The sequence below is a fragment of the Desulfitobacterium metallireducens DSM 15288 genome (assembly GCF_000231405.2).
Taxonomy (GTDB): Bacteria; Bacillota; Desulfitobacteriia; order Desulfitobacteriales; family Desulfitobacteriaceae; genus Desulfitobacterium_A; species Desulfitobacterium_A metallireducens.
In genome coordinates, this window is the sequence record NZ_CP007032.1 from 2,923,883 (window position 1) to 2,946,449 (window position 22,567).

22 protein-coding genes and 1 riboswitch are annotated in these 22,567 nt (G+C 42.9%); of the genes, 2 read left to right on the plus strand and 20 right to left on the minus strand.

Going from position 1 to position 22,567, the window contains the following annotated elements:
- Positions 1-81: 81 nt before the first annotated feature.
- The 16 genes from hcp to DESME_RS14155 all read right to left on the minus strand — a co-directional run bounded on the left by hcp (position 82) and on the right by DESME_RS14155 (position 17,807).
- The gene (hcp, locus tag DESME_RS14075) at positions 82-1,731 is read right to left on the minus strand and encodes a hydroxylamine reductase (protein WP_006718495.1); all 1,650 of its coding nucleotides are present in this window, start codon (positions 1,729-1,731) and stop codon (positions 82-84) included.
- Between the two features lie 272 nt (positions 1,732-2,003).
- Positions 2,004-2,474 carry a C40 family peptidase gene (locus tag DESME_RS14085; protein ID WP_006718497.1) on the minus strand — a complete coding sequence of 157 codons (471 nt, stop codon included), beginning with the start codon at positions 2,472-2,474 and terminating at the stop codon, positions 2,004-2,006.
- Positions 2,475-2,680: 206 nt separating this feature from the next.
- Positions 2,681-5,023: a xanthine dehydrogenase family protein molybdopterin-binding subunit gene (locus DESME_RS14090; RefSeq protein WP_006718498.1), complete on the minus strand. Its 2,343-nt coding sequence runs from the start codon at positions 5,021-5,023 to the stop codon at positions 2,681-2,683.
- The gene (locus DESME_RS14095) at positions 5,020-5,478 is read right to left on the minus strand and encodes a (2Fe-2S)-binding protein (RefSeq protein WP_006718500.1); all 459 of its coding nucleotides are present in this window, start codon (positions 5,476-5,478) and stop codon (positions 5,020-5,022) included. Before DESME_RS14095 ends, DESME_RS14090 begins: the two co-directional genes overlap by 4 nt.
- The gene (locus DESME_RS14100; protein WP_006718502.1) at positions 5,479-6,306 is read right to left on the minus strand and encodes an FAD binding domain-containing protein; all 828 of its coding nucleotides are present in this window, start codon (positions 6,304-6,306) and stop codon (positions 5,479-5,481) included.
- A 52-nt stretch (positions 6,307-6,358) separates the two neighbouring features.
- Complete coding sequence (locus tag DESME_RS14105) at positions 6,359-6,991, minus strand: nucleotidyltransferase family protein (RefSeq protein ID WP_006718504.1); 633 nt, start codon at positions 6,989-6,991, stop codon at positions 6,359-6,361.
- Positions 6,973-7,749, minus strand: coding sequence for a selenium cofactor biosynthesis protein YqeC (gene yqeC / locus DESME_RS14110; RefSeq protein WP_006718505.1), 777 nt, complete (start codon positions 7,747-7,749; stop codon positions 6,973-6,975). The genes DESME_RS14105 and yqeC overlap by 19 nt, the downstream gene beginning before the upstream one ends.
- Before the next feature lie 96 nt (positions 7,750-7,845).
- The gene (locus tag DESME_RS14115) at positions 7,846-9,207 is read right to left on the minus strand and encodes a nucleobase:cation symporter-2 family protein (RefSeq protein ID WP_006718507.1); all 1,362 of its coding nucleotides are present in this window, start codon (positions 9,205-9,207) and stop codon (positions 7,846-7,848) included.
- Positions 9,208-9,392: 185 nt separating this feature from the next.
- Positions 9,393-9,494, minus strand: a riboswitch (purine riboswitch).
- Between the two features lie 120 nt (positions 9,495-9,614).
- On the minus strand, positions 9,615-11,216 hold the full coding sequence (locus DESME_RS15490) for an ATP-binding protein (protein WP_006718510.1): 1,602 nt from the start codon (positions 11,214-11,216) through the stop codon (positions 9,615-9,617).
- Between the two features lie 136 nt (positions 11,217-11,352).
- Complete coding sequence (locus tag DESME_RS14125; RefSeq protein WP_006718512.1) at positions 11,353-12,126, minus strand: amino acid ABC transporter ATP-binding protein; 774 nt, start codon at positions 12,124-12,126, stop codon at positions 11,353-11,355.
- Positions 12,127-12,143: 17 nt separating this feature from the next.
- Entirely contained in the window at positions 12,144-12,797 is a 654-nt protein-coding gene (locus DESME_RS14130; protein ID WP_006718513.1) for an amino acid ABC transporter permease, read from the minus strand.
- Between the two features lie 91 nt (positions 12,798-12,888).
- Entirely contained in the window at positions 12,889-13,692 is an 804-nt protein-coding gene (locus DESME_RS14135) for an amino acid ABC transporter substrate-binding protein (RefSeq protein WP_006718515.1), read from the minus strand.
- Between the two features lie 176 nt (positions 13,693-13,868).
- Positions 13,869-14,678 carry a histidine racemase CntK family protein gene (locus DESME_RS14140; RefSeq protein ID WP_006718517.1) on the minus strand — a complete coding sequence of 270 codons (810 nt, stop codon included), beginning with the start codon at positions 14,676-14,678 and terminating at the stop codon, positions 13,869-13,871.
- A 13-nt stretch (positions 14,679-14,691) separates the two neighbouring features.
- Positions 14,692-15,816 (minus strand): TDT family transporter, encoded by a 1,125-nt coding sequence (locus DESME_RS14145; RefSeq protein WP_006718518.1) that lies wholly within the window; start codon positions 15,814-15,816, stop codon positions 14,692-14,694.
- 46 nt (positions 15,817-15,862) lie between these two features.
- Positions 15,863-16,924 (minus strand): histidinol-phosphate transaminase, encoded by a 1,062-nt coding sequence (gene hisC / locus DESME_RS14150; RefSeq protein WP_006718520.1) that lies wholly within the window; start codon positions 16,922-16,924, stop codon positions 15,863-15,865.
- A 220-nt stretch (positions 16,925-17,144) separates the two neighbouring features.
- On the minus strand, positions 17,145-17,807 hold the full coding sequence (locus tag DESME_RS14155; RefSeq protein ID WP_006718522.1) for a redox-sensing transcriptional repressor Rex: 663 nt from the start codon (positions 17,805-17,807) through the stop codon (positions 17,145-17,147).
- Positions 17,808-18,077: 270 nt separating this feature from the next.
- Between DESME_RS14155 and DESME_RS14160 the strand changes: the two genes are divergently transcribed.
- Together DESME_RS14160 and DESME_RS14165 are read left to right on the plus strand one after the other, a co-directional pair.
- Positions 18,078-18,458, plus strand: a complete 381-nt coding sequence (locus DESME_RS14160; protein ID WP_006718524.1) for a winged helix-turn-helix transcriptional regulator — start codon at positions 18,078-18,080, stop codon at positions 18,456-18,458.
- A gap of 43 nt (positions 18,459-18,501) precedes the next feature.
- A complete protein-coding gene (locus DESME_RS14165; RefSeq protein WP_006718526.1) occupies positions 18,502-19,674 on the plus strand; it encodes a TraB/GumN family protein in 1,173 nt (390 codons plus the stop codon).
- Positions 19,675-19,817: 143 nt separating this feature from the next.
- Here DESME_RS14165 and DESME_RS14170 read toward each other — a convergent pair whose 3' ends face one another.
- The 4 genes from DESME_RS14170 to DESME_RS14185 all read right to left on the minus strand — a co-directional run bounded on the left by DESME_RS14170 (position 19,818) and on the right by DESME_RS14185 (position 22,557).
- Positions 19,818-20,252: a DUF6773 family protein gene (locus tag DESME_RS14170; protein ID WP_006718528.1), complete on the minus strand. Its 435-nt coding sequence runs from the start codon at positions 20,250-20,252 to the stop codon at positions 19,818-19,820.
- Complete coding sequence (locus DESME_RS14175; RefSeq protein WP_006718530.1) at positions 20,242-20,451, minus strand: helix-turn-helix transcriptional regulator; 210 nt, start codon at positions 20,449-20,451, stop codon at positions 20,242-20,244. The genes DESME_RS14170 and DESME_RS14175 overlap by 11 nt, the downstream gene beginning before the upstream one ends.
- A gap of 399 nt (positions 20,452-20,850) precedes the next feature.
- On the minus strand, positions 20,851-21,645 hold the full coding sequence (locus DESME_RS14180) for an ABC transporter ATP-binding protein (RefSeq protein ID WP_006718532.1): 795 nt from the start codon (positions 21,643-21,645) through the stop codon (positions 20,851-20,853).
- Positions 21,646-21,666: 21 nt separating this feature from the next.
- Entirely contained in the window at positions 21,667-22,557 is an 891-nt protein-coding gene (locus DESME_RS14185) for an ABC transporter permease (RefSeq protein WP_006718534.1), read from the minus strand.
- Positions 22,558-22,567 lie beyond the last annotated feature (10 nt).

The following is a 22,567-nucleotide window of genomic DNA, read 5'->3' on the forward strand; positions in this document are numbered from 1 at the left end:
AAATAATCAGTTCCTTGGTAGCAAACCAAGAAACTGATTATTTTTGTAATATAAGATTTCTAATAAAAACTGAGGAATAGATTATTCTCCCAAGAAGATTTTCAGGTCATCTTCCACATTCGTAATTCCGGCAATACCGAAGTTCTTGACGAGAACGTTGGCTACATTTGCGGAAAGGAAGCCGGGCAAAGTCGGTCCAAGGTGGATGTTCTTCACGCCGAGGTAGAGAAGAGCTAAGAGCACGATAACTGCCTTTTGCTCATACCAAGCAATGTTGTAGGAGATGGGAAGCTCATTAACATCGTCTAAGCCAAAGATCTCTTTCAACTTGAGGGCTGTAACCGCTAAAGAGTATGAATCGTTACATTGTCCAGCATCGATGACTCTGGGAATTCCACCGATATCCCCTAGATTGAGTTTGTTATATTTATATTTCGCACAACCCGCGGTCAGGATCACAGTGTCTTGAGGAATGGCTTGCGCAAAATCAGCATAGTATTCGCGGCTCTTCATCCGTCCGTCACAACCTGCCATGACGAAGAAGTGTTTAATCGCGCCACTCTTCACCGCATCAACGATTTTATCGGCTACAGCAAAGATTTGGTCATGTGCAAAACCGCCCACGATTTCACCAGTTTCGATTTCGGTTGGAGCTGGGCATTTTTTAGCCAGTTCAATAATGGCAGAGAAATCTTTCGCTTGGCCCTCTTCACGAGCAGAGATGTGTTTTACCCCTTCGTAACCCACGACACTTGTCGTAAAGAGACGATCTTTATAGCTATCCTTCGGAGGAACTAAGCAGTTTGTGGTCAGAAGAATCGGACCATTGAAGGAATCAAATTCTTTGTCTTGTTTCCACCAAGCGTTTCCATAGTTACCGGCGAAGTGAGCATATTTCTTAAAGGCGGGATAGTAGTGCGCAGGAAGCATTTCACCATGGGTATAGATATCAATGCCTGTCCCTTCGGTTTGGATCAAAATTTCCTCAAGGTCTTTCAAATCATGACCACTGACCAAGATACCTGGGTTGTGACGAACGCCAATGTTTACTTTGGTCACTTCAGGGCTGCCATAAGTTGAGGTGTTCGCTTTGTCCAACAGGGCCATGACATCAACGCCATATTTTCCTGCTTCAAGCACTAAACCGACGAGTTCATCCACAGACAGATTATCATTCGTGACTGCTGCTAGTCCTTTGACGATAAATCCAAAAATACTGGGATCATTGTAACCTAACGTAAATGCATGCTCAGCATAAGCAGCCATTCCTTTGAGTCCGTAAGTCAAGAGCTCACGCAAAGAACGAATATCTTCGTTTTCCGTAGCGAGAACACCGACTTGGGCTGCTTTTTGTTCAAATACTTCAACCGAATCAGCTGTCCACGTTGCAGAATCATGGAGTTGGGCTGGAATTACACCGCCAGCTTTCACGATTTCTTGTTTCAGTTCTTCGCGAAGTTTCAACCCTTCACGAACCATTTCGACGAAACGGTCTTTATCAAAATTTGCATTCGTGATGGTCGCAAATAAACCTTCCATAATGAATTTATCAATGTCTTGACGAATGATTCCAAGCTCACGAGCTTGAACCGCGTAGATGGAGATCCCTTTCAGAACAAAGATTAAAAGGTCTTGCAAATTAGCAACGTTTTCAGTTTTTCCGCAGACGCCTCGCAATGTACAACCGGTTCCTTTTGATGTTTCTTGGCATTGATAGCAGAACATACTCATAATTTGAAACCCTCCTAATTATTATTTAATATTTTTATAACTTTGAGTAGCGTGATGTTTAACTCCGACTGACAGGTTCATTATATCGAGGTTCACTTTCTTATTCCGTGACCACAGCGTTGGTTTCAGTGTGATAATAAGCACACTGATTTTTTCTTCTTTAAAAATTATCATGCGCGTTGATACAAAAGAAAAAGACGCAGTCGTTTTCCTTATTGAAAATGAAACGACTGCGTCCTTAATGCCTTTGTCAAAAAGAGTAAGACGCAATCCTAGAGAACACGTCTTGCCCCTGCATAATGTTGCCACCAATAGGAGCTAAACTTCGAAATGGTAACTCCTTTACTCGAGGTTGCATTGATAAATCGGCCGTCGCCGATATAAATCCCGACATGACTTACTTGATGATTTGAAGTGAAACTAAAGAATACGAGATCTCCCGGTTTAAGGTCTTTAGCCGCAACAGAACTTCCAACATTATATTGATCCCGGCTCACCCGCGGAAGATTAATTCCCGCTGCCTGGAATGCTTTCTGTGTTAAAGCTGAGCAATCAATACCCGTAGATGTTGTACCACCCCATAAATAAGGTGTACCCATATATGTTTCAGCCGATGCGATAACATTTTGAGCCTGCTGTCCACTTGTCAGCGTTGACGCTTCAGCTACAGGCGCGAAATAAAGAGTCCCCATTAACGCCACTGATGAAAGCATTGATGTAAAAAGGAAAAATTTCTTTTTCATATAGACCAACTCCTCTATAACGATGATTTTGTTTCATTTTTCCTTTGGAGCTAGTCCTAGTATAGCATCTCACAACCCGATAACCAATGGTGGGTTGTTGGTTTACTAACCTGTTTTTTCCTGAGTTAATGCAATTAGAAAATCCCGGGTAATTTCCAAAAGGAAATAGCCCGGGATTTCGCTGTGGATAATGTATTTGTCAAAGCTTAATTTTTCTTCTGCAACATCCCCATAAACACCTTCTCTGGTGTAATTGGAAGATGCGTGACCCTTACGCCTACAGCATTATAGACCGCTTCCGTAATCGCAGGAGCAGGGGTATTCGCCACAACTTCCCCTACGGATTTGGCGCCAAATGGGCCTGTTGGCTCATAACTCTCTTCAAAAGCAACCCGAATCTTTCCAACATCTCTCCGTGTGGGGATTTTATATTGCATAAAGGAATCGCTTTGCATTCTTCCTTGCTCATCGTATTTTACATCTTCATAGAGAGCCATGCCAATTCCCTGCGCAATTCCTCCCTCCACTTGGATGCGAGCAAGATTTGGATTAATCACTGTCCCACAGTCGGCCACTGCAACAAATTGAAGAAGATCGACCTTGCCTGTCTCTTGATCAACTTCGACTTCAGCAAAACCCGCAACATAGGGTGGCGGAGAAACTGGACTGCCAAAGGTAGCCTGACCGACGAGTTGACTTTTCCCTATACCCAAAACGGACTGTTCGGCTAACTCCGATAAACTCACTTCTTTTCGCTCTGAGTTCCTGACTGTTTTAGATTTCTCAATCGTTCCTGATTCTTGCTTCGGGATCCACCGCACAGCTTTGCTTGTGAGCTCAACTTCCTCGATCGGAACCTCTAGATATTTAGCCCCAAACTCAAGGATTTTTGCTTTCAAATCCTCAGCCGCTTTCATAACCGCTGAACCACTGACATACGTTCCGCTGGAGGCGTAAGCGCCTGGATCAAAGGGTGAAAGATCCGTATCCACTGAATGCACAATGATATTGTCTACCTCTGTCTCAAGAACCTCAGCTGCCATTTGGGCGAGAATCGTATCAGCACCCATCCCATTATCGGTTGCACCATGCATGAGAACATAGCCACCGACATCGTTTAAGCGAACCTCGGCAGAAGCTGTGTCAATATGGGCAATTCCTGAACCCTGCATCGTGACTGCCATACCCAAAGCGCGTACCTTATGCGGTCCTGCCTGGCGGCGAAGTCCCTTCTCGTCCCAGCCAATCATTTCTTTTCCTTTGAGGATGCAGCGGTCAAGTGCGCTACTTCCCAAACGCTGGCCATCCTCCCAATGGAGGGCCTTTTCGCCCTCACGGATAATATTCTTAAGCCTCAATTCTGTCGGATCCATTCCTAATTTGCGGGCCAATTTGTTTACCGTTGATTCGACGGCAAACGTTCCTTGCGTCGCTCCGTAGCCACGAAATGCTCCTGCTGGCATCTTGTTTGTATAAACGGCATGACCCACGAACCGAATCGCCCGGGTCTTATTATAGAGAGGCAAAGTATAATGCCCAACACACCCTAAAACGGTGGAGGAATGTTCTCCATAGGCTCCAGTATCAGATAAGACTTCTAAATCGAGTGCCCGGATGATCCCTTCACAGTTAGCTCCCATGCGAACTTTTAAGCGCATGGCATGCCGGCTAGTGGTACAAGCAAAGGTTTCCTGGCGAGTATAAATAATCTTGGCGGATTTTCCAGTCTTTAAGGTTACAAAAGCCGCAAAGATATCACCTGCGCTCGTTTGTTTACCGCCAAAGCCTCCCCCGATTCTCGGCTTAACCACGCGGACTTTGCTTGCTGGCAATTCCAGCGCACGTGCCACGTGCCGACGAACATGGAAAGGAACCTGTGTCGAGCTGACCACCACTATTCTTCCATGCGGATCCATATAGGTATATGCCCGATAGGTTTCCATCATGGCATGGGCTTGAGCTTGCGGATAATAAACGCCTTCGACAACAACGTCACATTCACTCAATTCTTTTTCAATATCGCCAACAACCTGAATATCGGTAGCCACGATATTTTTCGACTTCTCCATACCAATCTCAAAATTTAAATGAAGATCTTCTTCCGGATGAACTACCGAAGGATTGTCTATCGCTTCTTCAAAGTTAAGCACCGGTTTTAAGATTTCATACTCAACCTTGATCAAGTTCATCGCTTTAACGGCTGTCTTTTCATCGACAGCAGCAATAATTGCAACTTCATCCCCGACATAGCGGACGAGATCTTCCAAAATCAAATGATCATAGGGGGAGGGTTCAGGATTCGATTGCCCGGCTAATGTAAAACGCGCTTTCGGAACATCCTTATAAGTAAAGACGCCCTCGACCCCTTCAACCTTTTCCGCGCGTGAGGTATCGATGGATTTAATCCGCGCAAAGGCATGCGGACTGCGCAGGATTTTAACGACGAGCGCGTTTGAGTCTGCGAGATCATCAGTGTAAGCGGGCTTTCCCGTTGCTAAAGCCATGCCATCAATTTTTGCGATTTTTTGACCAATCATTTTCTTCATCATTGTTCCGAATTCACCCCCAGATAGGTCTTAACCGCCCGCAACTGTCCCATATAGCCTGTACAGCGGCAAAGGTTCCCGATCAGGTAATGGATGATTTCTTCCTCAGTAGGATTTTTGAGTTCATTTTTCATGGCCAAGACATTCATGACAAATCCTGGGCTACAGAAGCCACACTGCTCCGCTCCTTCAGCCGTTAAAACTTGAGCAAATTCTGCTGCTTCTTTTTGAACCCCTTCCAGCGTCGTGATCTTTTTCCCGTTTACCCGCACCGAAAGCATGGAGCAGGAAAGGATGGGTTGACCCTCTACCCAAACGGTACATAGTCCGCAGCAACTCGTATCACACGCTTTTTTTACGCTTAAATAACCATGGGCCCGTAAGGTGTCCGCTAAAAAATCCTCAGCAGCAACCTCCCAGGTCACCTTTTTATCATTGATGGTGAGTTCGATTTGCATTTAAAGTACCTCCATAATGGCTCTTTTAACCAATACTGGACAAAGAGCTTGACGATATTCAGCACTTCCCCGTAGATTCGTTCCAAACGAAAGCTCCTCAGCAGCAAGCTTAGCAATGGTCTCAATCGTCTCCATAGACTTTTCATCACTCGATAAGAGAGCTTCGTTTGTGCTAGCGAGTTCGGACAACTTCTGAGACGCCTTATCCGCAACCCTAGCGCATTGCGGCCTAGCTCCAACGACGATTCGCCATTGACCTTCAAATTCAGAAACTGCGACATTCAGAATCGCATAATCACTGACGGAATTCCGCAAGCTTTGATAGGATGATTTCCGAGCATTCTTTGGAATCCAGACCTTCGTTAAAATATCTTTTGCATAGGGTTGCTCTAAAAAGGTTTGCAACCTCATTCGCCCACCATGATATAACTCTACTTCAGCGTCAAGGGCGAGCAAGGCTGTGATTAAATCTGAAAAGCCGTACTTGGAAAAAACGGAAGCTCCCACCGTCACGCCATTGCGGAACTGCACGCCAATGATACTCCGAACTGCTTGGGGAAGAATACCCTGAAAATATTTCTGGAACGCGGGATAGGTTTCCACTTCTCGAAAGGTTGTCATCGCTCCAATTTCAAAGCTTTCCTCATGCTCACGAATTCCCTTAAGGTCCAAATTAGGGCTCGATAAATCAATTGCTGTTCCAATTCGCTTTGATCCCATCTTTAAGAACGCGCAACCGCCCAAAACCGTATTCGGTTTGCGGTTCATCAGCGTCGTATAAGCTTCTTCAAGTGTTTCTGGTTGAACTAAGTCACGTATTGTGAACACCAAAAATCTCTCCTTTTCGGATTCATTCATTCATATTATCGACGATTCAACTTCAAAAATCAAACAATCGCTCATAATCTTGAATCGTATCCACATCCTCTAAAAATTCCGCTGGAATGGCAAACCTCTGCCAGCGCTCAGGGTAACGATGAAGAACAACCCTACCCCCTTGCTCGCCTTGGAGAGAGCGCAATTCCTCCAAATAGCGGCGATGAAAGAATACAGGAGAACCTTTAATCCCTTCGGAGGACTCCACCCAGGGAATCAAAAAGTCAGGTTGATTCTCTAAAAAACGCTCCATCAACTGAGTAAATTGAATAGGCTCCAAACCCACCTGATCCCCGGGTACGAAACAAATCCCCTGGATTCTTTCCGACAGATCATCCAGTCCTAAACGCAATGTTGTCGAAAGAGGGTGTGGCTGAGGCTCTTTGATCCAGACTCGCTTTACCTGATCTGGGTCCCCCCAGTTTTCACTTAGCTGCGCTGGATTCATATATTGCCTCATCGATTTGCGTGCCACTACCCAAACCTCACAAGGAATATCTAAGCTAAACCCTTTAAGCGTTTGGAAGATAACCTCAAGTACATATCCTAGAACCGTGGTGTTTCTCCAGGGCAAGGCTAATTTATCTTGACCCATCCGCGTTGCTTGCCCTGAGGCCATCACCACAAATCGTACCACTGAAGATTTCCCTCCTTCGCATTCCCTGAAGCGATTCGCAAATGTTGAGGTCGATGTGAATCAGAAAGATGCTCTCGCCCAAGAAATTCTTCTCCCACTTTGATTAGTCCACGAAGTTCGTCATTTCCTAAGTCCTGACTCGATCTTCTTCCTGGGTCACCCCACCTATTAAAGAGAACAGACCAGGAAATCTTCTGGTACTCTGAGTAAAACATCGGGGAGGTCAAAATATATTGCCAAGCCAGCTCTGGCCTCCAAATTTCTCCTATAAGGTGAGGATAAAGTTCAGGACGATGGATCTCCCTCGCCTGGAGCTTTTTACCCCATAATCGTCCATCAATTACGAGTACAGCGCTTTCCGTTAAATGGGGAATTTGGGGTTCGTATGATGCCCAACATTTGAGTTGACGTTCCCGTGCTCCATCCCCTTCAATCACCCAAAAACTCTTACCGAACTCTTTCTGAATGGCCTGGTCGAGAATATCTACAGGGATCCCCATCCATTTTCCACTCTCTGCCTCGAGATTCGCATACCAGAAACAGGGCATACCCGTTTTCGGAGGCGAAAATCCGTCCGCATTTTGCCAAAGCGAAGAAAAAGCGAGGGGATAAACTTTTGTCGTGGTTGTGGCAATCACAGGCTTCTCAGCCTGCGAAATCTCCTCGGTTAAACGGCTTAGGCACGTTGTTTTACCACCTGCTCCGATGAAGGTCACCACCCGCGCCTTACCCACCATGTCCCAAAGACATCTTTCCATGCTAACCTCCGCAACCGCCAAAAAATTCAAGCTAGCTTAATCCTAAGCTAGCTTGATTATCTCAAAGAAATAGGTTATTGACCAGATTACGTTAGATTAATGTTGCATCATTCCTGTATTACCGGATAACTTCTTTTTCATTTCGTCATCGGTGTCATTTTTTCCACTGCCGTTAAAGAATGCATTTAAGATGATAGCGGTTAACGAACCGAGCGTAATTCCACTATGAAGCACGGTTTGGCTCCAGTTCGGGAACAGTTTAAAGAAGTCAGGAGCAACTAAAGGAATAAGGCCGATACCAATACTGATTGCGACAATAAAAAGATTATGAGAATTCTTGTCAAAATCAACTTTGGATAAGGTTTTAATCCCACTTGCCGCAACAATTCCAAACATGGCAATCCCTGCACCCCCAAGGACTGCATTTGGTAGGGAAGCAATAATCGTTGCTAATTTAGGAAACAGCCCCATAGCGACTAAAATAATACCGGACATCGCTACCACAAACCGGCTTTTTACTCCAGTAAGGCCGACTAGCCCTACATTTTGAGCAAAGGCTGTGTACGGGAATGCATTAAATATACCGCCCAGCATTGTGGCAGCGCCATCAGCCCGAAGTCCCCGAGTCAATTCTTCTTCACCAATATGCTTGTCCACCATTTCCCCGATCGCCAAGAAGTCACCTGTTGATTCGACCATAACGACTAACATGACTAAGATCATAGCAATGATAGAACCCATATCAAACACTGGCACTCCAAAATAGAAGGGGGTATCGATCCCCATCCAAGGTGCAGTGCTCACTCCGGAGAAATCCACAAGTCCGAGAGGAATCGCCACAACCATACCCACCAAGAGTCCAATTAAAACCCCAATATTAGCAAGAAAACCTTTAAGATACTTATTGATTAGAAGAATCGTCACCAACACAATACCCGCAACTGCTAAAAACGTTAATGACCCATAATTCTTATTACCGACTCCCCCAGCTGCCCAGTTCACACCGACAGGAAGAAGCGAAACTCCAATAACTGTGATGACACTTCCCGTGACGACGGGAGGGAAAAATCGAAGGAGTTTACTAAAAAATGGAGCTAGTAAAAACGTCACTAAACCCGCTATGATGACTGAACCAAAAATCATGGGCATACCCCCTGCTTTTGCCATCATCACCATCGGTGTCACTGCCGCAAAGGTAACGCCTTGAATAACTGGGAGTCGAATTCCTAATTTCCAGATTCCTAACGTTTGAAGAAGAGTTGCAATACCACATGTAAATAAGTCCGCATTGATTAGAAAAGCAGTTTGTTCTTTGGTGAGACCTGCTGCTGCTGCAATAATTAAAGGAACAGCGACTGCTCCAGCGTACATCGCTAGAACATGTTGTAATCCATACAGGAAGAGTCTCCCTGCAGGCAGCATCTCATCAACTGGATGTTTACCCGTTACATTAGCCATTTTAATATTTTCCTCCTCTTGTTCTTCGTCTTTTCCATATTTATAAAATAAAAAACCCCAGGCGGTAGATTTCGACTCATCTCATCAAAAATGTGAGAGAAACCTACCCGCCTGGGTTTTTATCCCTTCGGTGTAATTCAGATCGACTCTGAATCTGTACCACTTGGATTAGGCTTGACCTCAACCCTAGGTACACTTTCGCTCATAGTCAGGCCATTTACGGCAGCCCGGTAGAAACTTACAGACCCTATCTCTGCTATTATATGAACACTCTATTCCATTAAAAAACGATTTTTCGTTCAACGACGTATTTTATATTACATTATCCTCCTCAGATGGTCAACCCTTTTTCGAACAATATTTTATTATAGGCCATAATTGTTCGGTATTTTTCAAGATACTCACTCCTATGAACGAGAAACTGACCAAGAAATTGTGAATTTCGTTCCTACCCCTTTTTTACTCTGAACTGAAATCTTTCCTTTGTGGTTTTGGATAATCCGGTAGGTAATCGTCAACCCTAGACCTGTCCCTTTTTCTTTCGTCGAAAAGAACGGAGTACCTAATTTTTTGATAACATCTTTATCCATTCCTGGACCCGTATCCTCAACTGTGATTATGACTTCCTCCCCTTGTCGCCTCGCCTGAATCGTAACCGTCCCCTTATTTTCGATAGCCTCAATCGCATTCTTAATCAAGTTAATAAAAACTTGCTTTAATTGTCCAACAACACCTTCAATGTAAAGCGTCCCCGGTTCAACGTTTAAGACTAATTGAACTTCTTTCAGGTTAGCTTGATAACTCATCAAATTTACCGAATCCTGCAATACTTTATCGAGATCAACCTTCCTTTTCGTTTCCGGGGCGGGTTTCGCGAGAACCACCATTTCTCCCACGATGAGATCGATACGATCCAGTTCCTCAAGAATGGTCTCATAATAAAAAGGAGGAAGATCTTGTCCTCTTTTTTCATAGATCAATTGTGCGAATCCTTTTATAGACGTCAAAGGATTACGAATTTCGTGAGCAATTCCCGCAGCGAGTTCACCAACAAGTGCCAATTTCTCCGTTTGCTTATTTTTCTCAGCATTCTCCATATCTCTAAGGATAAGAAGATAGTGAGTGATGATCACCAAAAAGAGGATCAATAAAATGAGTATCGTGAAATTCCGTTCCCTCTGCTGGTTTATTGCAAAATTAAACTCTTCAAGAGGCTGTACAAGAATAACCACCCAGGGCGCTTCCTTTAAGGTGATAAAGGAATGCACATTCTGTTCCTGATCATTTTCGAAATAACCGTTTGTTAATTTCTTAACCCTAATTTCCTGATAAAGCGGTGAATCTTCAAATGAGTAGGTTTTACGATATTGTTCCAGCTCCGGATGGCTTAAGACTTGTCCATCTTCGTAATTGACCAAAGCTGCATAACCGGGTTGATCCTCCATAACGTTATCCAATATATTCTGGAGCTCACTCAAGGGAACTGACATTCCAACAAGCCCTACTACTTTGTTATCTCGATAATAGGGCACTGTGATTATAATAACCTCTTTTCCCGTAATCCGTCCTTTATAAGGCCCACTTACAGTGGTCTTTCCTTTCATGGCTTCCTTAAAATAATCACGATCTAGAATGTTTTGATCCGCTTTAGTATCAGGATATTTACCCACCACTGTTCCCTTTTCATTAGCAACCCAGAACAGAGTCGCTTTCGATTGAGCGAGCGCGATATCCTGCAAAGTCTGCGTAATCTCCGTTCGCCGTTCCTGTTTGACGGAATCAAGTGAAGCCAGTCTCTGAAGCACAACCTTATGACTTATCAAAAAGTCATCCACAGAAGTGGCTGCCATGTCTGTGAAATGTTCTTTCTTATCAATTTCAGCCTGATGCTCCTGTTTGAGTTGCTGAAAAAGGAGAATATAGCTCATGATGAAAACAAAGCTGATAATTAGAAGAATACTGATCACTCTAACTCGTATATGATGGTTTACGAATAAATGTGCTTTCAAATAGCGATCTCTCCTAATCCACACCTTGTTATATTATAACCTCTTTAATTCGACCTATTTTTCACAAATCCTTCCTAAAAAAAGAGTAGCTATAAGTTCTTACCTATCACTACTCATTAATTACTCTAATATTTACTTATTTCGCCACAACATTTAAGAAAGACTGTGTTCTTTGTTGTGAAGGCTTTTCAAAAATTTCTTCAGGGGTACCTTCTTCGAGAATCTCCCCTTTGTCCATAAATATGACGCGATTTGCGACTTCCCGAGCAAAGCCCATTTCGTGAGTCACCACAATCATCGTCATATGCTCTTCCGCTAATTGTCGCATGGCTTTTAGCACTTCACCGGTCAACTCTGGATCTAAGGCTGAGGTTGGCTCATCAAAAAGCATGATATCTGGTTTCATGGCCAGAGCCCGAGCAATCGCCACCCGTTGTTTCTGCCCGCCGGATAAGCGGGAAGGATAATTGTTCATTTTATCCTCCAGCCCGACTTTGCGCAAGAGTTCTTGAGCCACAGGCAATATCTCGGGATATTTAACCCCTTTGACGGTCATCGGCGCTTCGACCACGTTCTGAAGGACCGTTAAGTGAGGGAAGAGATTAAATTGCTGAAATACCATACCCATTTTCCGACAGATCAGTCGTGCCTCAGGTTCGTTCGCATACTGAATTTTCCCCTCAGCATTTGTCGTTACGAGTTCTTCTCCTTCAATAACGATGGAGCCTTCATCAATCATCTCCAACCGATTTAAGCAGCGTAAAAAAGTGCTTTTTCCTGAACCTGAGGGTCCAATGATCGCCACAACTTCGCCTTTGGCAACCTCGAGCGAAATGCCTTTCAGCGCTTCAAACTGCTTGAACCGTTTATGAATATTCGTGGCTTGTATCATGATTTCTTTATTTTCCATCTTTGATCACCTTTCCCCTACTCGTCGTATGCACTATAGCGCTGTTCAAGCTTTTGGAAAACTTTAGTCAGGACAAGCGTCATTGCCAGATAAAAAATGGCAGCTACAACAAACGGCATCATACTGAAATCCCGCTGCACGAGGGCACGAGTCGTCCTTAGCAAATCATTCATCGCTAAAACGTAAATCAAGGAGGTATCTTTAACGAGCGTGATCGTTTCATTACTGACTGGAGGTAAAACATTCTTAATGACTTGAGGCAAAACGATCCGGCGCATCGTTTGACCATATGTCATTCCTAGCACCTTCGCGCCTTCAAACTGCCCTCGGTCTATCGACTGGATTCCCGCACGGAAAATCTCAGCAAAATATGCCCCATAATTTAAGACAAACGCAAGTAACGCAGCTTGAAAGTCAGTCAGTGTAATGCTAACGCCTGGGATGAACGGTAACGCGTAATAGACGAATAAAAGTTGCAACATCAACGGCGTTCCTCGGAACAACCAAATATAAAATCCAATGAAGGACTTTAACGGCTTGAAGCGAGAAATTCGTCCTAAGGCAACGAACAATCCTAAGGGCAAAGAAAGAATAATTGTTGCGAAAAACATTTGTAGCGTGACAGTTGTGCCTTCAAGCATAGGCCCAATTATAGCTGATAGATATTCCATCGTTTCTCCCCAACTCTCTGATTTACTAAAAGAAGGCCAATGGTGTATTAACCATCGGCCAGCCTAATGAACTTAATCCTTTTACAATACCTTATTTTACAATATTTTTGCCAAACCATTTCTCGGAAATTTTAGCAGCAGAACCATCTGCTTTCATATCCTTAAGCGTTTTTTGGACTTTGTTCAGAAGTTCTGTATCATCCTTCCGGAATCCTACTCCATAATCTTCAGTCCCAAAGGTTTCAGTTAAAACTGTATATACCCCTGGTTTTTTAGCGGTGTAGTACCGTCCGAAAACTTCATCAATAACAACCGCATCTAAACGGCTTGTTTGTAAATCCATTAACGCTTGCGAAAAATCGCCATAAAGCTTGAGTTCCTTAAACGATTTTTGAACGTCAGGTTCATTCGCAATTGCATCAACACTCGTACTTCCGTCCTGAGTTCCTACAACTTTACCCTTAAGATCGGCTTTCGTCTTAATTGAAGAATTTGCGGGTACAATGATAATTTGTTGGTTTGCCATATAAGGCTCAGTGAAAGCGATATTTTTCTTTCTTTCCTCTGTAATCGTTAAACCATTCCAAAGGGCATCCACTTTCTTACTGTTCAACTCGACTTCCTTACTGTTCCAATCAATCGGTTTGAATTCCACTTCCATATTTAAGCGTGAGGCCGCTTCTTTAGCCATGTCAACATCAAAACCGACGAGATTATTCTGCTCATCCCGGAAGCCCATCGGCGCAAAGGTATCATCCAAGCCGATTACGATTTTTTGCGGAGTTGCAGGAGCGGCAGGTTCCGTGGTCTTAGCCGAATCCTTCGTATTTCCACAACCTGTTAATAATAAGCCACTCATGACAACAAAAGCAATTGCACTTACTAACTTTTTCATTCGCCTATCCCCTATTCTCAATATATATCCTCAACGCTTATTATTTTACTTTAGCATACTAAAGAGGTAAAGAGATGAAATGGCGCATTATTAACGATCTTCATTAACCTGTCCCTAAATCCTCCGATTTACTCTCCTTTTCTTGAATTCTAAAAATCCTTCAAGTTAACGTTTCTTTAACACTCAACTTCTATCTTTCTTAGAATTCCATCGGTATAAACCTTACCCGATATGATTGCATCCACTAACTCCCGATTTTTTAAGGAAACGCTTGTATGGATGGCCTGTCCCGAGGGCTGTAAAACTTCTAACGTCTGATATGCGCTTTGATTTAGGCTCTTCAAAATTCCTAAAGCAACGGTTCCACTTCCGCACGCCGTTTCATAAAACAAGGTGTCAATGGATCTTACCCAAACTATGGGATGTATTTTCAACTGTCGATCCATCTCCTCCAAGAATATCACTCCAACCGCTTCTGCTTCATCAATCTGAACTTGCCTTATTAGTTTCATCCCCGACTCTTTCAGTTTCTTTTTATCTTCCAGATATCTTTTGGCCGGTTCCGCTTCCACAATGATATGAATAATTCCTTTCATCTTGACCTTATAAATTCCGGGTTCAAGAACGGTAACAACATCATCTCCTGAATAAATCGGCATTTGAGACCACGCGTTCCCTTCCTCATCTACCCCAGCCTTTAAGATTTCCTCTGCTCCAGAGACCTCAATTTGAATTTCACCCGTTTTACCTTTTAGGTAATAATAGGCTGCACTTCGTGTGGCATTACCGCAAAACTCACCCCCAGCCATAACTAACTTAGGGGTTCCCTCGTTCTCAACAAAGCCAACCTGCTCAATATTTGTATCTACTTTCATTATTTCGTCATTGATTCTCTTTTTTAATTCACGACTATATCCTACCCCTTGCACTAATGCCGTATCATTACCACCAGGGCTGTAAATTTGATATTTAATTTTTCGTGTCATATTAAGACTCCCTTTAAGACTCCCTGCTCTGAAGTGAGGAATGACCATACACCTCAAGATGAGGTATCGGCGTCCCCGTGAACAGCTTACCGTTTATCGCACCTAACAGGGTTTGGCTAAAGGTATAGAGCCAAAGAAGAACTAAAAGCACAATTAAGAAAGCGGTGTAGCCAAAGATCAGCGGGCTCTCAAAGATGGCCACAATCTTTTGACTAGCAAGAGTATACGCTGCCAAGGGAAAGATGAAGGCCCACCACGCCATACTGAACGGAATCCCCCCTCTGCGAATCTGGTATAAACAAATGAGGATAATCATCCCCAAAATCCAAATTCCAAATCCCCAAATCGCAACAGCTATAAGATCCGAAAGCTGGGTAGAGGCTAAGAGGCCCATTGAGTGGGCATTTTTCGAAGCATCAATAATCGCGCTAACCGCAAGCCCGACTGCACTCAAAAAGATCCCGAAAGAGGGTGTTGTTCCTGCGGAAGGGAGCGGATGGATAGCCAAGCGTACAAAAACAAGAGCACTGATGAAGATAAAGAGAAAAAAACCAATCCCAAATAAGGCTGTATTCACGATCAGAACGGATAAACTCCAGTTAGGGTGAAATTCTATCGTGAGTGTAAGCAAAGGATTTCCAATCAAAGAAACTGCCATGTTCGCTATGGGAGCCATAATCCAGGAAAAGTTAATCATTTCTGGTTCAGGTGTTTTCTCCAGCCTCATCATTTGAAATGTCGTGTAAAAGGTGAAAAAGGTTACTCCGACAATCGCAATGATCCAAAGCGCAAAAATCAGCGTATAGGTAAGGGCTTCCCCTAAATACTGACTCCAGATGAGGTAAATATTTGTTCCAAAAATGGCGGTCCCCACAGCCATCGTGACAAAGAAATTACCCGTAAGCGGGTGTAGCAAGTCACGGCGAGCATATTCATAGTACTTGAACCAACGAAAGGTCCAAGGAATTAAGACGATAAAATAGAGAAGATCCGCCAGAGCCGCGATAGACATTCCAAAAAAATGACCCAAGGGTAAGGAATTTTGCCAGAGATATAAGATGTTAGCTAGCCCGCCTGTGCCCATAATCACAGCGAACCAGGCTGGAGCTAAATATTTAATGTAATGACGTTCTTGCACTGCGAGTAACCACCTTTCGAAGTGATGAAACATATATGACCCAATATCATCCGGCCGTTATCTTTCGCACTGCTTCGAGAAAGCGATCCATCTCGATATCGCTGCCAATACTGACTCGGAGGTAATTATCGATTCTCGGTTGTTTAAAATATCGGACAAGGATCGCTTCTTCTTTTAACTTCAAGAATAGTTCTTCTGCCTTGACGGTAGGATGACTTATGAAAATAAAGTTCGTCTTCGAGGGGATCACCTTAAAGCCCATTTTACCCAGTTCGTCTGATACCCTTTCTCGGGTCCGGATGATTTTATTTCTCGTCGCTTGAAAATATGCTTCATCCTTAATGGCCTCAACTGCCCCAGCGAGAGCTAAGCGATCTAAGGTATAGGAATTGATCGAATTCTTGATTCTCTCTAAGCCCTGAATTAGCTCCTCCTGCCCTAGCGCAAAACCAACTCTTAAGCCGGCTAAAGATCGCGACTTAGAAAAAGTCTGAACGACCAAAAGATTAGGATATTGATCAATTAAGCTCTGTGCTGACTCACCGCCAAAATCAACATACGCTTCATCAACGATGACGACATGGTCCTGATTATGGTGCAATATTTCCTCAATCGCTTCAACCGTTATATATTCACCCGTAGGCGCATTGGGATTAGGAAAGATAATGCCGCCGTTAGGCTTAAAAAACTGCTCAACAGGGAGAGTAAAATCATCCTTTAACGGAATCAACTCATAATCAATTTTGAACAAGTTTGCGTACACAGGATAAAAGCTATAGGTTATGTCAGGGAATAAGACGGGAACCTCAGGATCAAAAAAAGCCATAAAAGCAAAGGCTAAGACTTCATCGGAACCATTGCCGAAGAAAATTTGCTCCTTCTTTAACCCACAATAATTGGCTAAGGTGCGCTTTAATTCCTCGCCATTAGGGTCAGGGTATAACTTTAAACTTTCATTCGCTGTAGCTTTGATCGCCTCAAGTACTTGAGTAGAGGGGGGATATGGGTTTTCATTCGTATTCAGTTTGACATAATTTCTATCTTTAGGCTGTTCTCCTGGCACATAAGGTTCAACACTAGCCACTAGTTTACTCCAATATTTGCTCATGATTGTCTGGTCTCCTTCACGAACTTAATCTTTCTTACCATGTATTTCTAGAATATCAGATTCGCTCAAATATTGTCTAGGAATTTCACCTACACTCCCCCTAATGTATACAACATACTTTTTTTCATTCAATAACGAAAACCCCCTAAAGTCAAAGTCTTCTTCTCAGAAGATTCCTCTTTAGGGGGTTCTCTCATGCACTCTAATTCGTCGCTATTTCTTAAAAGTTTGCAGGCCGTGAGCTTGCAAAACCCTGCCTCTGCATTTCCATATGAAAGGTAAGAACCTCAAGGTTAACTGCTAAATCAACTTCGCGAAGTTCAATCGTTTCAGGCACCGACAAGTGAACCGGAGCAAAGTTCAAGATCGCTTGAACGCCAGCTCTCACCAAAGAATCAGCTATGGCTTGAGCCGAATCAGCTGGAGTCGTGATTATACCAATACGAGTATGATTTTGAGCTACAACTTTTTCAAGCTGTTCCATGGGTAAAATTTCGATGTCTTTCACCTTTGTCCCTATTTTCTCAGGATCTCTATCAAAAATACTGGTAAAATTAAAGCCCCGCTCTTTAAAGACGCGATGCATTGCTACCGCATGACCTAGATGGCCAAACCCTACCAATGCGACACTCCATTCTTCGTCTAAGGAAAGAATTTTTAAAACATCCCAATTTAATTGTTCGACATTATAACCTACGCCCCGTGTTCCAAATTCTCCGAAGAAGGATAGGTCTTTCCTGACTTGAGCAGGATTTACCCCAGCTCCTTGCGCAATATCGGGGGAAGAGGTCGTTATTTTCCCCTGACGTTTCATTTTCATTAAATAACGTGAATACACCGAAAGACGTGTTATTGTTGCTTCTGGAATTTTAGGTGCTCTCATTGAAAATCCCGCTCTCTCATTAAATTTTTCTATATTTCGACATTTCTAAAGTTTACGCTTTTAAAATGTGTTTAAATTGTCTTCATTGTATAACAAAAGGACATTTTTTATCAAGTAGATACTGTAAAGTTCCTTAGTTTCAAAAAGGTATCTAGTATCTAAATCTAGCATTATGGTTACTTTAATCCCAAATGTGCTATACTTTAAAGATAGCAGTCGTAAATTCACTGTTTATACTTGCTAAATTGGTACTATGGGGATGATTCAATTATGAGTGCACCGATGCAAATCACAAATCACCATGAGCAATGTCATATGAATGAACAATGTCTCCGATACGAAAAGTGCCCGATGGTTTTAGTCCAAGAACTTCTCGCCGGTAAGTGGAAAATCCTCATCTTATGGTATTTAAGTTACAACACGCTCCGCTTTAGCGATATCAAAAGGTTGCTCCCTCAAGTGACTCAAAAAATGCTGACGCAACAATTACGAAGCTTAGAGGAAGACAAGCTAATCTATCGAAAAGTCTATCCTGTTGTCCCCCCCAAAGTAGAATATGGACTAACCGAAGTCGGTAAGGGTATCCTGCCTATTCTTAAACTCATGCACGGTTTTGGTTCTTCCTACTTAAAAGCTGGTCTGGATAAATAAGTTGTATAATGGTAGAAATTATCATTACAAAGGAAGGTAATCTATGTCTGAAGAAAACGAATACTTGACGCGAATCTTTTTAGAGGGTAAGGAAATTATTCTTATTGGAACAGCGCACGTATCCAAGCAGAGCGCGGAACAAGTCAGGGAAGTTATCGAAGCCGAACAACCTGACTCTGTCTGTATCGAGTTAGATGAACCGCGATATCAATCGCTCATGGACGAAAATAAGTGGAAAGAGACTGATATCTTTAAGGTGATTAAAGAAAAGAAAGCCACCTTGCTTTTAATCAATCTTGCTCTTTCTTCCTTTCAAAAACGTATGGCCAAACAATTGGGTACAAATCCGGGGCAAGAAATGGTTGAAGGGATTAAATCTGCTCAAGAAGTCGGGGCTGATCTTGTACTTGCAGATCGAGATATTCAAATCACCTTTTCTCGGGTTTGGCATAATGTTGGATTCTGGGGTAAAGTAAAACTTCTGATGGAAATTATCGTAAGTATTTTCGATGATGAAAGTATTTCCGATGAAGAACTGGAAAAAATGAAATCTCAGGATATGCTAAACTCGATGCTTCAAGATTTCTCAGTCAACTTTCCTAAATTAAAAGCTCCTTTGATTGATGAACGAAATGAATATTTAGCTCAAAAAATTAAAGAAGCGCCTGGAAATAAGATTGTTGCCGTCTTAGGAGCTGCTCATGTCCCAGGAATTAAAGAAGAGCTCCCTAAAGAGCATGATTTAGACCGTCTATCCCAGCTCCCTCCTAAATCGAAGATTACTCCCATTTTAGGTTGGACGATTCCCCTTCTTATTGTTGCCCTTATTGCCTACACCTTTTATATGAATCCTTCAGCTGGAGTCCAGCAAACCTTAAGCTGGGTGCTATGGACGGGATCTCTTTCCGCTATCGGAACTGCGCTTGCTTTTGGCCATCCGCTGGCCATTATTACGGCCTTTATCGCAGCGCCGATATCTGCTTTACATCCACTCATCGCAGCAGGTTGGTTTGCCGGATTTGTTCAGGCCTATTTCCGTCGACCCAATGTTGGCGACTTTGAAACGCTTTCCGAGGATGTGTTAAGCGTCAAAGGGTTTTGGAATAATAAAGTGACACGTGTTCTCCTGATCGTCGTTTTCGCCAACATAGGAAGCGCCACCGGCTCTATTATTGGGGGAGCTGATATCGCCCGTTTATTCCTTCAAAATTTGTAAAAGAGAGTTGGATAACGCCTCACTTAAAGCCTTCATTCTTAACATGGAAACAGCCGATTTCTAGCAATGCTAAAATCGGCTGTTTCTTGTAAAATCTATTTTGTATTTTCTCATAACAAGAAGCCAGTTTTAATAACAGCTTATCACCACTGATTTTCTTTTTTCTCCGTTAATCGTCCTAGAATACTTAAAATAACGAATCCCAAAATAAAAATCCCAGCGAGGAATCCACTAATTATAGGCGCTTTTATTGCAGAACTTCCGGCCCTACCATAAATAGCAATCCCGAATATTACTGTACCCACAAGTGAAAATATAGCGCTATATTTTAAATTGCTTTGTATTGATGGTCTACTGTTATCGTAATTCCATAGGCCACTATTTGCATATCCCCAAATAACCCAAATACCTCCACATAAAAGTATGACGTTTTCTCCAATTAATTGCTGAAAAGTTGCTTTCATGAATAAGAGTTGAATTAAAATCATAATCACCGATACAGAGAACATTATTTGAAACCCCGCATGGTCGCGTTTTAATAACTCTTGTTCTTGACGCTCATCAATCTTATTTTTCATAATCATCATCCTCCCAAAAAATATCATTTAGTGTTTTACCTAACGCTTTACATATAGCTATACATAACTTTAGAGATGGGTTGAATTTTCCGGCTTCAATCATTCCGATGGTTTTCCTTGTTACGCCAACTGCTTCTGCTAACTGCTCTTGAGACATATCTAATATAGCTCTTGCTGATTTCATTTTGAGATTCTTCAAATTATCTGCCCTCCTTGCATTACATATTATACTTTATAATACTCAATATGGGAAGTATATATCCCATTTATTTTGTAATTATAGCCTGCTTGTAGCAAAATGGTGGCATAAAATAGTAATAGCCCATTCCTGTTTCCAGCAGGAAGGGCTATCTACAAAATTTACGAAGTCAATAATTTAACCGTCCATTCTGACGTATAGTTGTGCAGGCGCTTTATGCGCCTTTTTTCTACTACAATTACACTGAAATGATTTTAAGAGACAAGAAAATTTACACCAATTTCTATTTGAAATAAAGTATATCCGCAATTTCCAATCATTGCTGGAGTTAAGACCCGTACTTTTATTGCGCTAAAAACTTTGTGAAAAATCTATCTGATTTTGATTTTTGCACCCTCATTATCCCAAAAGCATCCGATCATTATCCATTTCTGAGCCACTTCGTTGTTCAAATTGCTCGATGAGCTTATCGATAGTCATATTGTTCCGCTCTTCGCCCTGAAGATCCAGGATAATTCGTCCTTCATGCATCATGATCGTACGTGTTCCGAATTCTAGAGAAGCCTTCATATTATGAGTAATCATAAGCGTACAAAGGTTTTCTTCGGTGACGAACTTCTGAGTTAAGCTCATTACCTTTTTAGCCGTTGCGGGATCAAGCGCTGCAGTGTGCTCATCAAGAAGGAGAAGTTTAGGCTTAACAATCGTCGCCATAAGCAAAGTTAACGCCTGTCGTTGCCCTCCGGAAAGCAATCCAACCTTCGACTTCAGTCGATTTTCCAGTCCCATATCCAAAAGTTCAAGACGCTCCTGTAATCGGTGGCTGTCCTTTTTGCGAAGTCCAGGTCTTAGACTTAAAGGTTCACCTTTAGCAAGAGCAATAGCCAAATTTTCCTCGATCGTCATATCAAAGGCAGTTCCTTTGAGGGGATCTTGAAAAACCCGACCAATCAGACGAGACCGTTTATATTCCGAGTCAAACGTGACATCGTCTGCATCGAGCAAAATTTTGCCCTCATCAATCGAAAAAACCCCGGCAATACCGTTGAAAAGCGTCGACTTACCGGCACCATTGCCACCGATGACGGTCACAAACTCCCCTTCTTTTAGTGAAAGGTTAACCTTCTGAAGTGCTCGTTTCTCATTGATGCTTCCTTGAGCAAACGTTTTGCTGATGGATTTAATTTCTAGCATAAGGCTCTTTCCTCCCTTTCACTATTGATGGTTATATTTGCGTCTCAACATAGAATAGCTATTTTTAAGCACAGGCATGGATAATGCAAGTGCGACAATTATAGCCGAGACAAGCTTGAGGTCCGTCGGAGGCATTCCTAGTTCCAAGGCAAAGGCAATAATCAGGCGGTAGAGAATTGAACCGAGGATAACAGCGACTAATCGGCGAAACAGCGTATTCACTCCGAAAACGGCTTCTCCAATAATCACCGATGCTAGACCGATAACCACCATGCCGATTCCCATGCCCACATCGACAAAGGATTGTTCCTGAGCAATCAAGGCACCTGAAAGAGAAACAAGTGCATTTGAAAGGGCCATTCCAATCAAGATAATTAAATCCGTATTTACCCCTTGGGAACGAACCATTTGGTCATTGTCCCCTGTCGCCCTCAGGGCAAAGCCGAGACGAGTTTTCAAGAAAAGATAGAATAAGAAGAGTACCCCAAGTAGAATGATCACATCGAAGATGAGACGAGCATAATTACCCGGTATGAGCTCTTCCACAAAGCTATACACCGTCGGTTTATTGAGAAGCGGAATATTGGCTTTGCCACCCATTACCTTAAGGTTAATGGAGTAGAGTCCCAGCATCGTTAAAATTCCCGCGAGCAGCGGTTGAATTTTGAGTTTCGTATGAAGAAGACCCGTGACACACCCTGCGCCTCCGCCTGCAATAAAGGCGAGAAGCAGACCCAAAAAGGGATGACCGCTGACACTCATAATCACGGAAACTGCCGCACCCAGGGTAAAACCGCTATCCACCGTTAAATCTGGCATATTAAGCGAACGGAAGGAGAGAAAAACCCCCAGCGCTAAGATTGCATAGATAATTCCCAGTTCTAAAGATCCCTGGAAAGCAGTGAGTGTCATCAGTCTAATC

Excerpts from the sequence above, each read along its gene's own strand:
- yqeC (WP_006718505.1), bottom strand. The coding sequence starts at position 7,749 with ATGGAAAGATGTCTTTGGGACATGGTGGGTAAGGCGCGGGTGGTGACC.
- DESME_RS14085 (WP_006718497.1), bottom strand. The coding sequence starts at position 2,474 with ATGAAAAAGAAATTTTTCCTTTTTACATCAATGCTTTCATCAGTGGCG.
- DESME_RS14135 (WP_006718515.1), bottom strand. The coding sequence starts at position 13,692 with ATGAAAAAGTTAGTAAGTGCAATTGCTTTTGTTGTCATGAGTGGCTTA.
- DESME_RS14140 (WP_006718517.1), bottom strand. The coding sequence starts at position 14,678 with ATGACACGAAAAATTAAATATCAAATTTACAGCCCTGGTGGTAATGAT.
- DESME_RS14180 (WP_006718532.1), bottom strand. The coding sequence starts at position 21,645 with ATGCTAGAAATTAAATCCATCAGCAAAACGTTTGCTCAAGGAAGCATC.
- hcp (WP_006718495.1), bottom strand. The coding sequence starts at position 1,731 with ATGAGTATGTTCTGCTATCAATGCCAAGAAACATCAAAAGGAACCGGT.
- DESME_RS14125 (WP_006718512.1), bottom strand. The coding sequence starts at position 12,126 with ATGGAAAATAAAGAAATCATGATACAAGCCACGAATATTCATAAACGG.
- DESME_RS14095 (WP_006718500.1), bottom strand. The coding sequence starts at position 5,478 with ATGCAAATCGAACTCACCATCAATGATAAAAAGGTGACCTGGGAGGTT.
- DESME_RS14160 (WP_006718524.1), top strand. The coding sequence starts at position 18,078 with ATGAGTGCACCGATGCAAATCACAAATCACCATGAGCAATGTCATATG.
- hisC (WP_006718520.1), bottom strand. The coding sequence starts at position 16,924 with ATGAGCAAATATTGGAGTAAACTAGTGGCTAGTGTTGAACCTTATGTG.
- DESME_RS14155 (WP_006718522.1), bottom strand. The coding sequence starts at position 17,807 with ATGAGAGCACCTAAAATTCCAGAAGCAACAATAACACGTCTTTCGGTG.
- DESME_RS14115 (WP_006718507.1), bottom strand. The coding sequence starts at position 9,207 with ATGGCTAATGTAACGGGTAAACATCCAGTTGATGAGATGCTGCCTGCA.
- DESME_RS14090 (WP_006718498.1), bottom strand. The coding sequence starts at position 5,023 with ATGATGAAGAAAATGATTGGTCAAAAAATCGCAAAAATTGATGGCATG.
- DESME_RS14165 (WP_006718526.1), top strand. The coding sequence starts at position 18,502 with ATGTCTGAAGAAAACGAATACTTGACGCGAATCTTTTTAGAGGGTAAG.
- DESME_RS14130 (WP_006718513.1), bottom strand. The coding sequence starts at position 12,797 with ATGGAATATCTATCAGCTATAATTGGGCCTATGCTTGAAGGCACAACT.
- DESME_RS14185 (WP_006718534.1), bottom strand. The coding sequence starts at position 22,557 with ATGACACTCACTGCTTTCCAGGGATCTTTAGAACTGGGAATTATCTAT.
- DESME_RS14170 (WP_006718528.1), bottom strand. The coding sequence starts at position 20,252 with ATGAAAAATAAGATTGATGAGCGTCAAGAACAAGAGTTATTAAAACGC.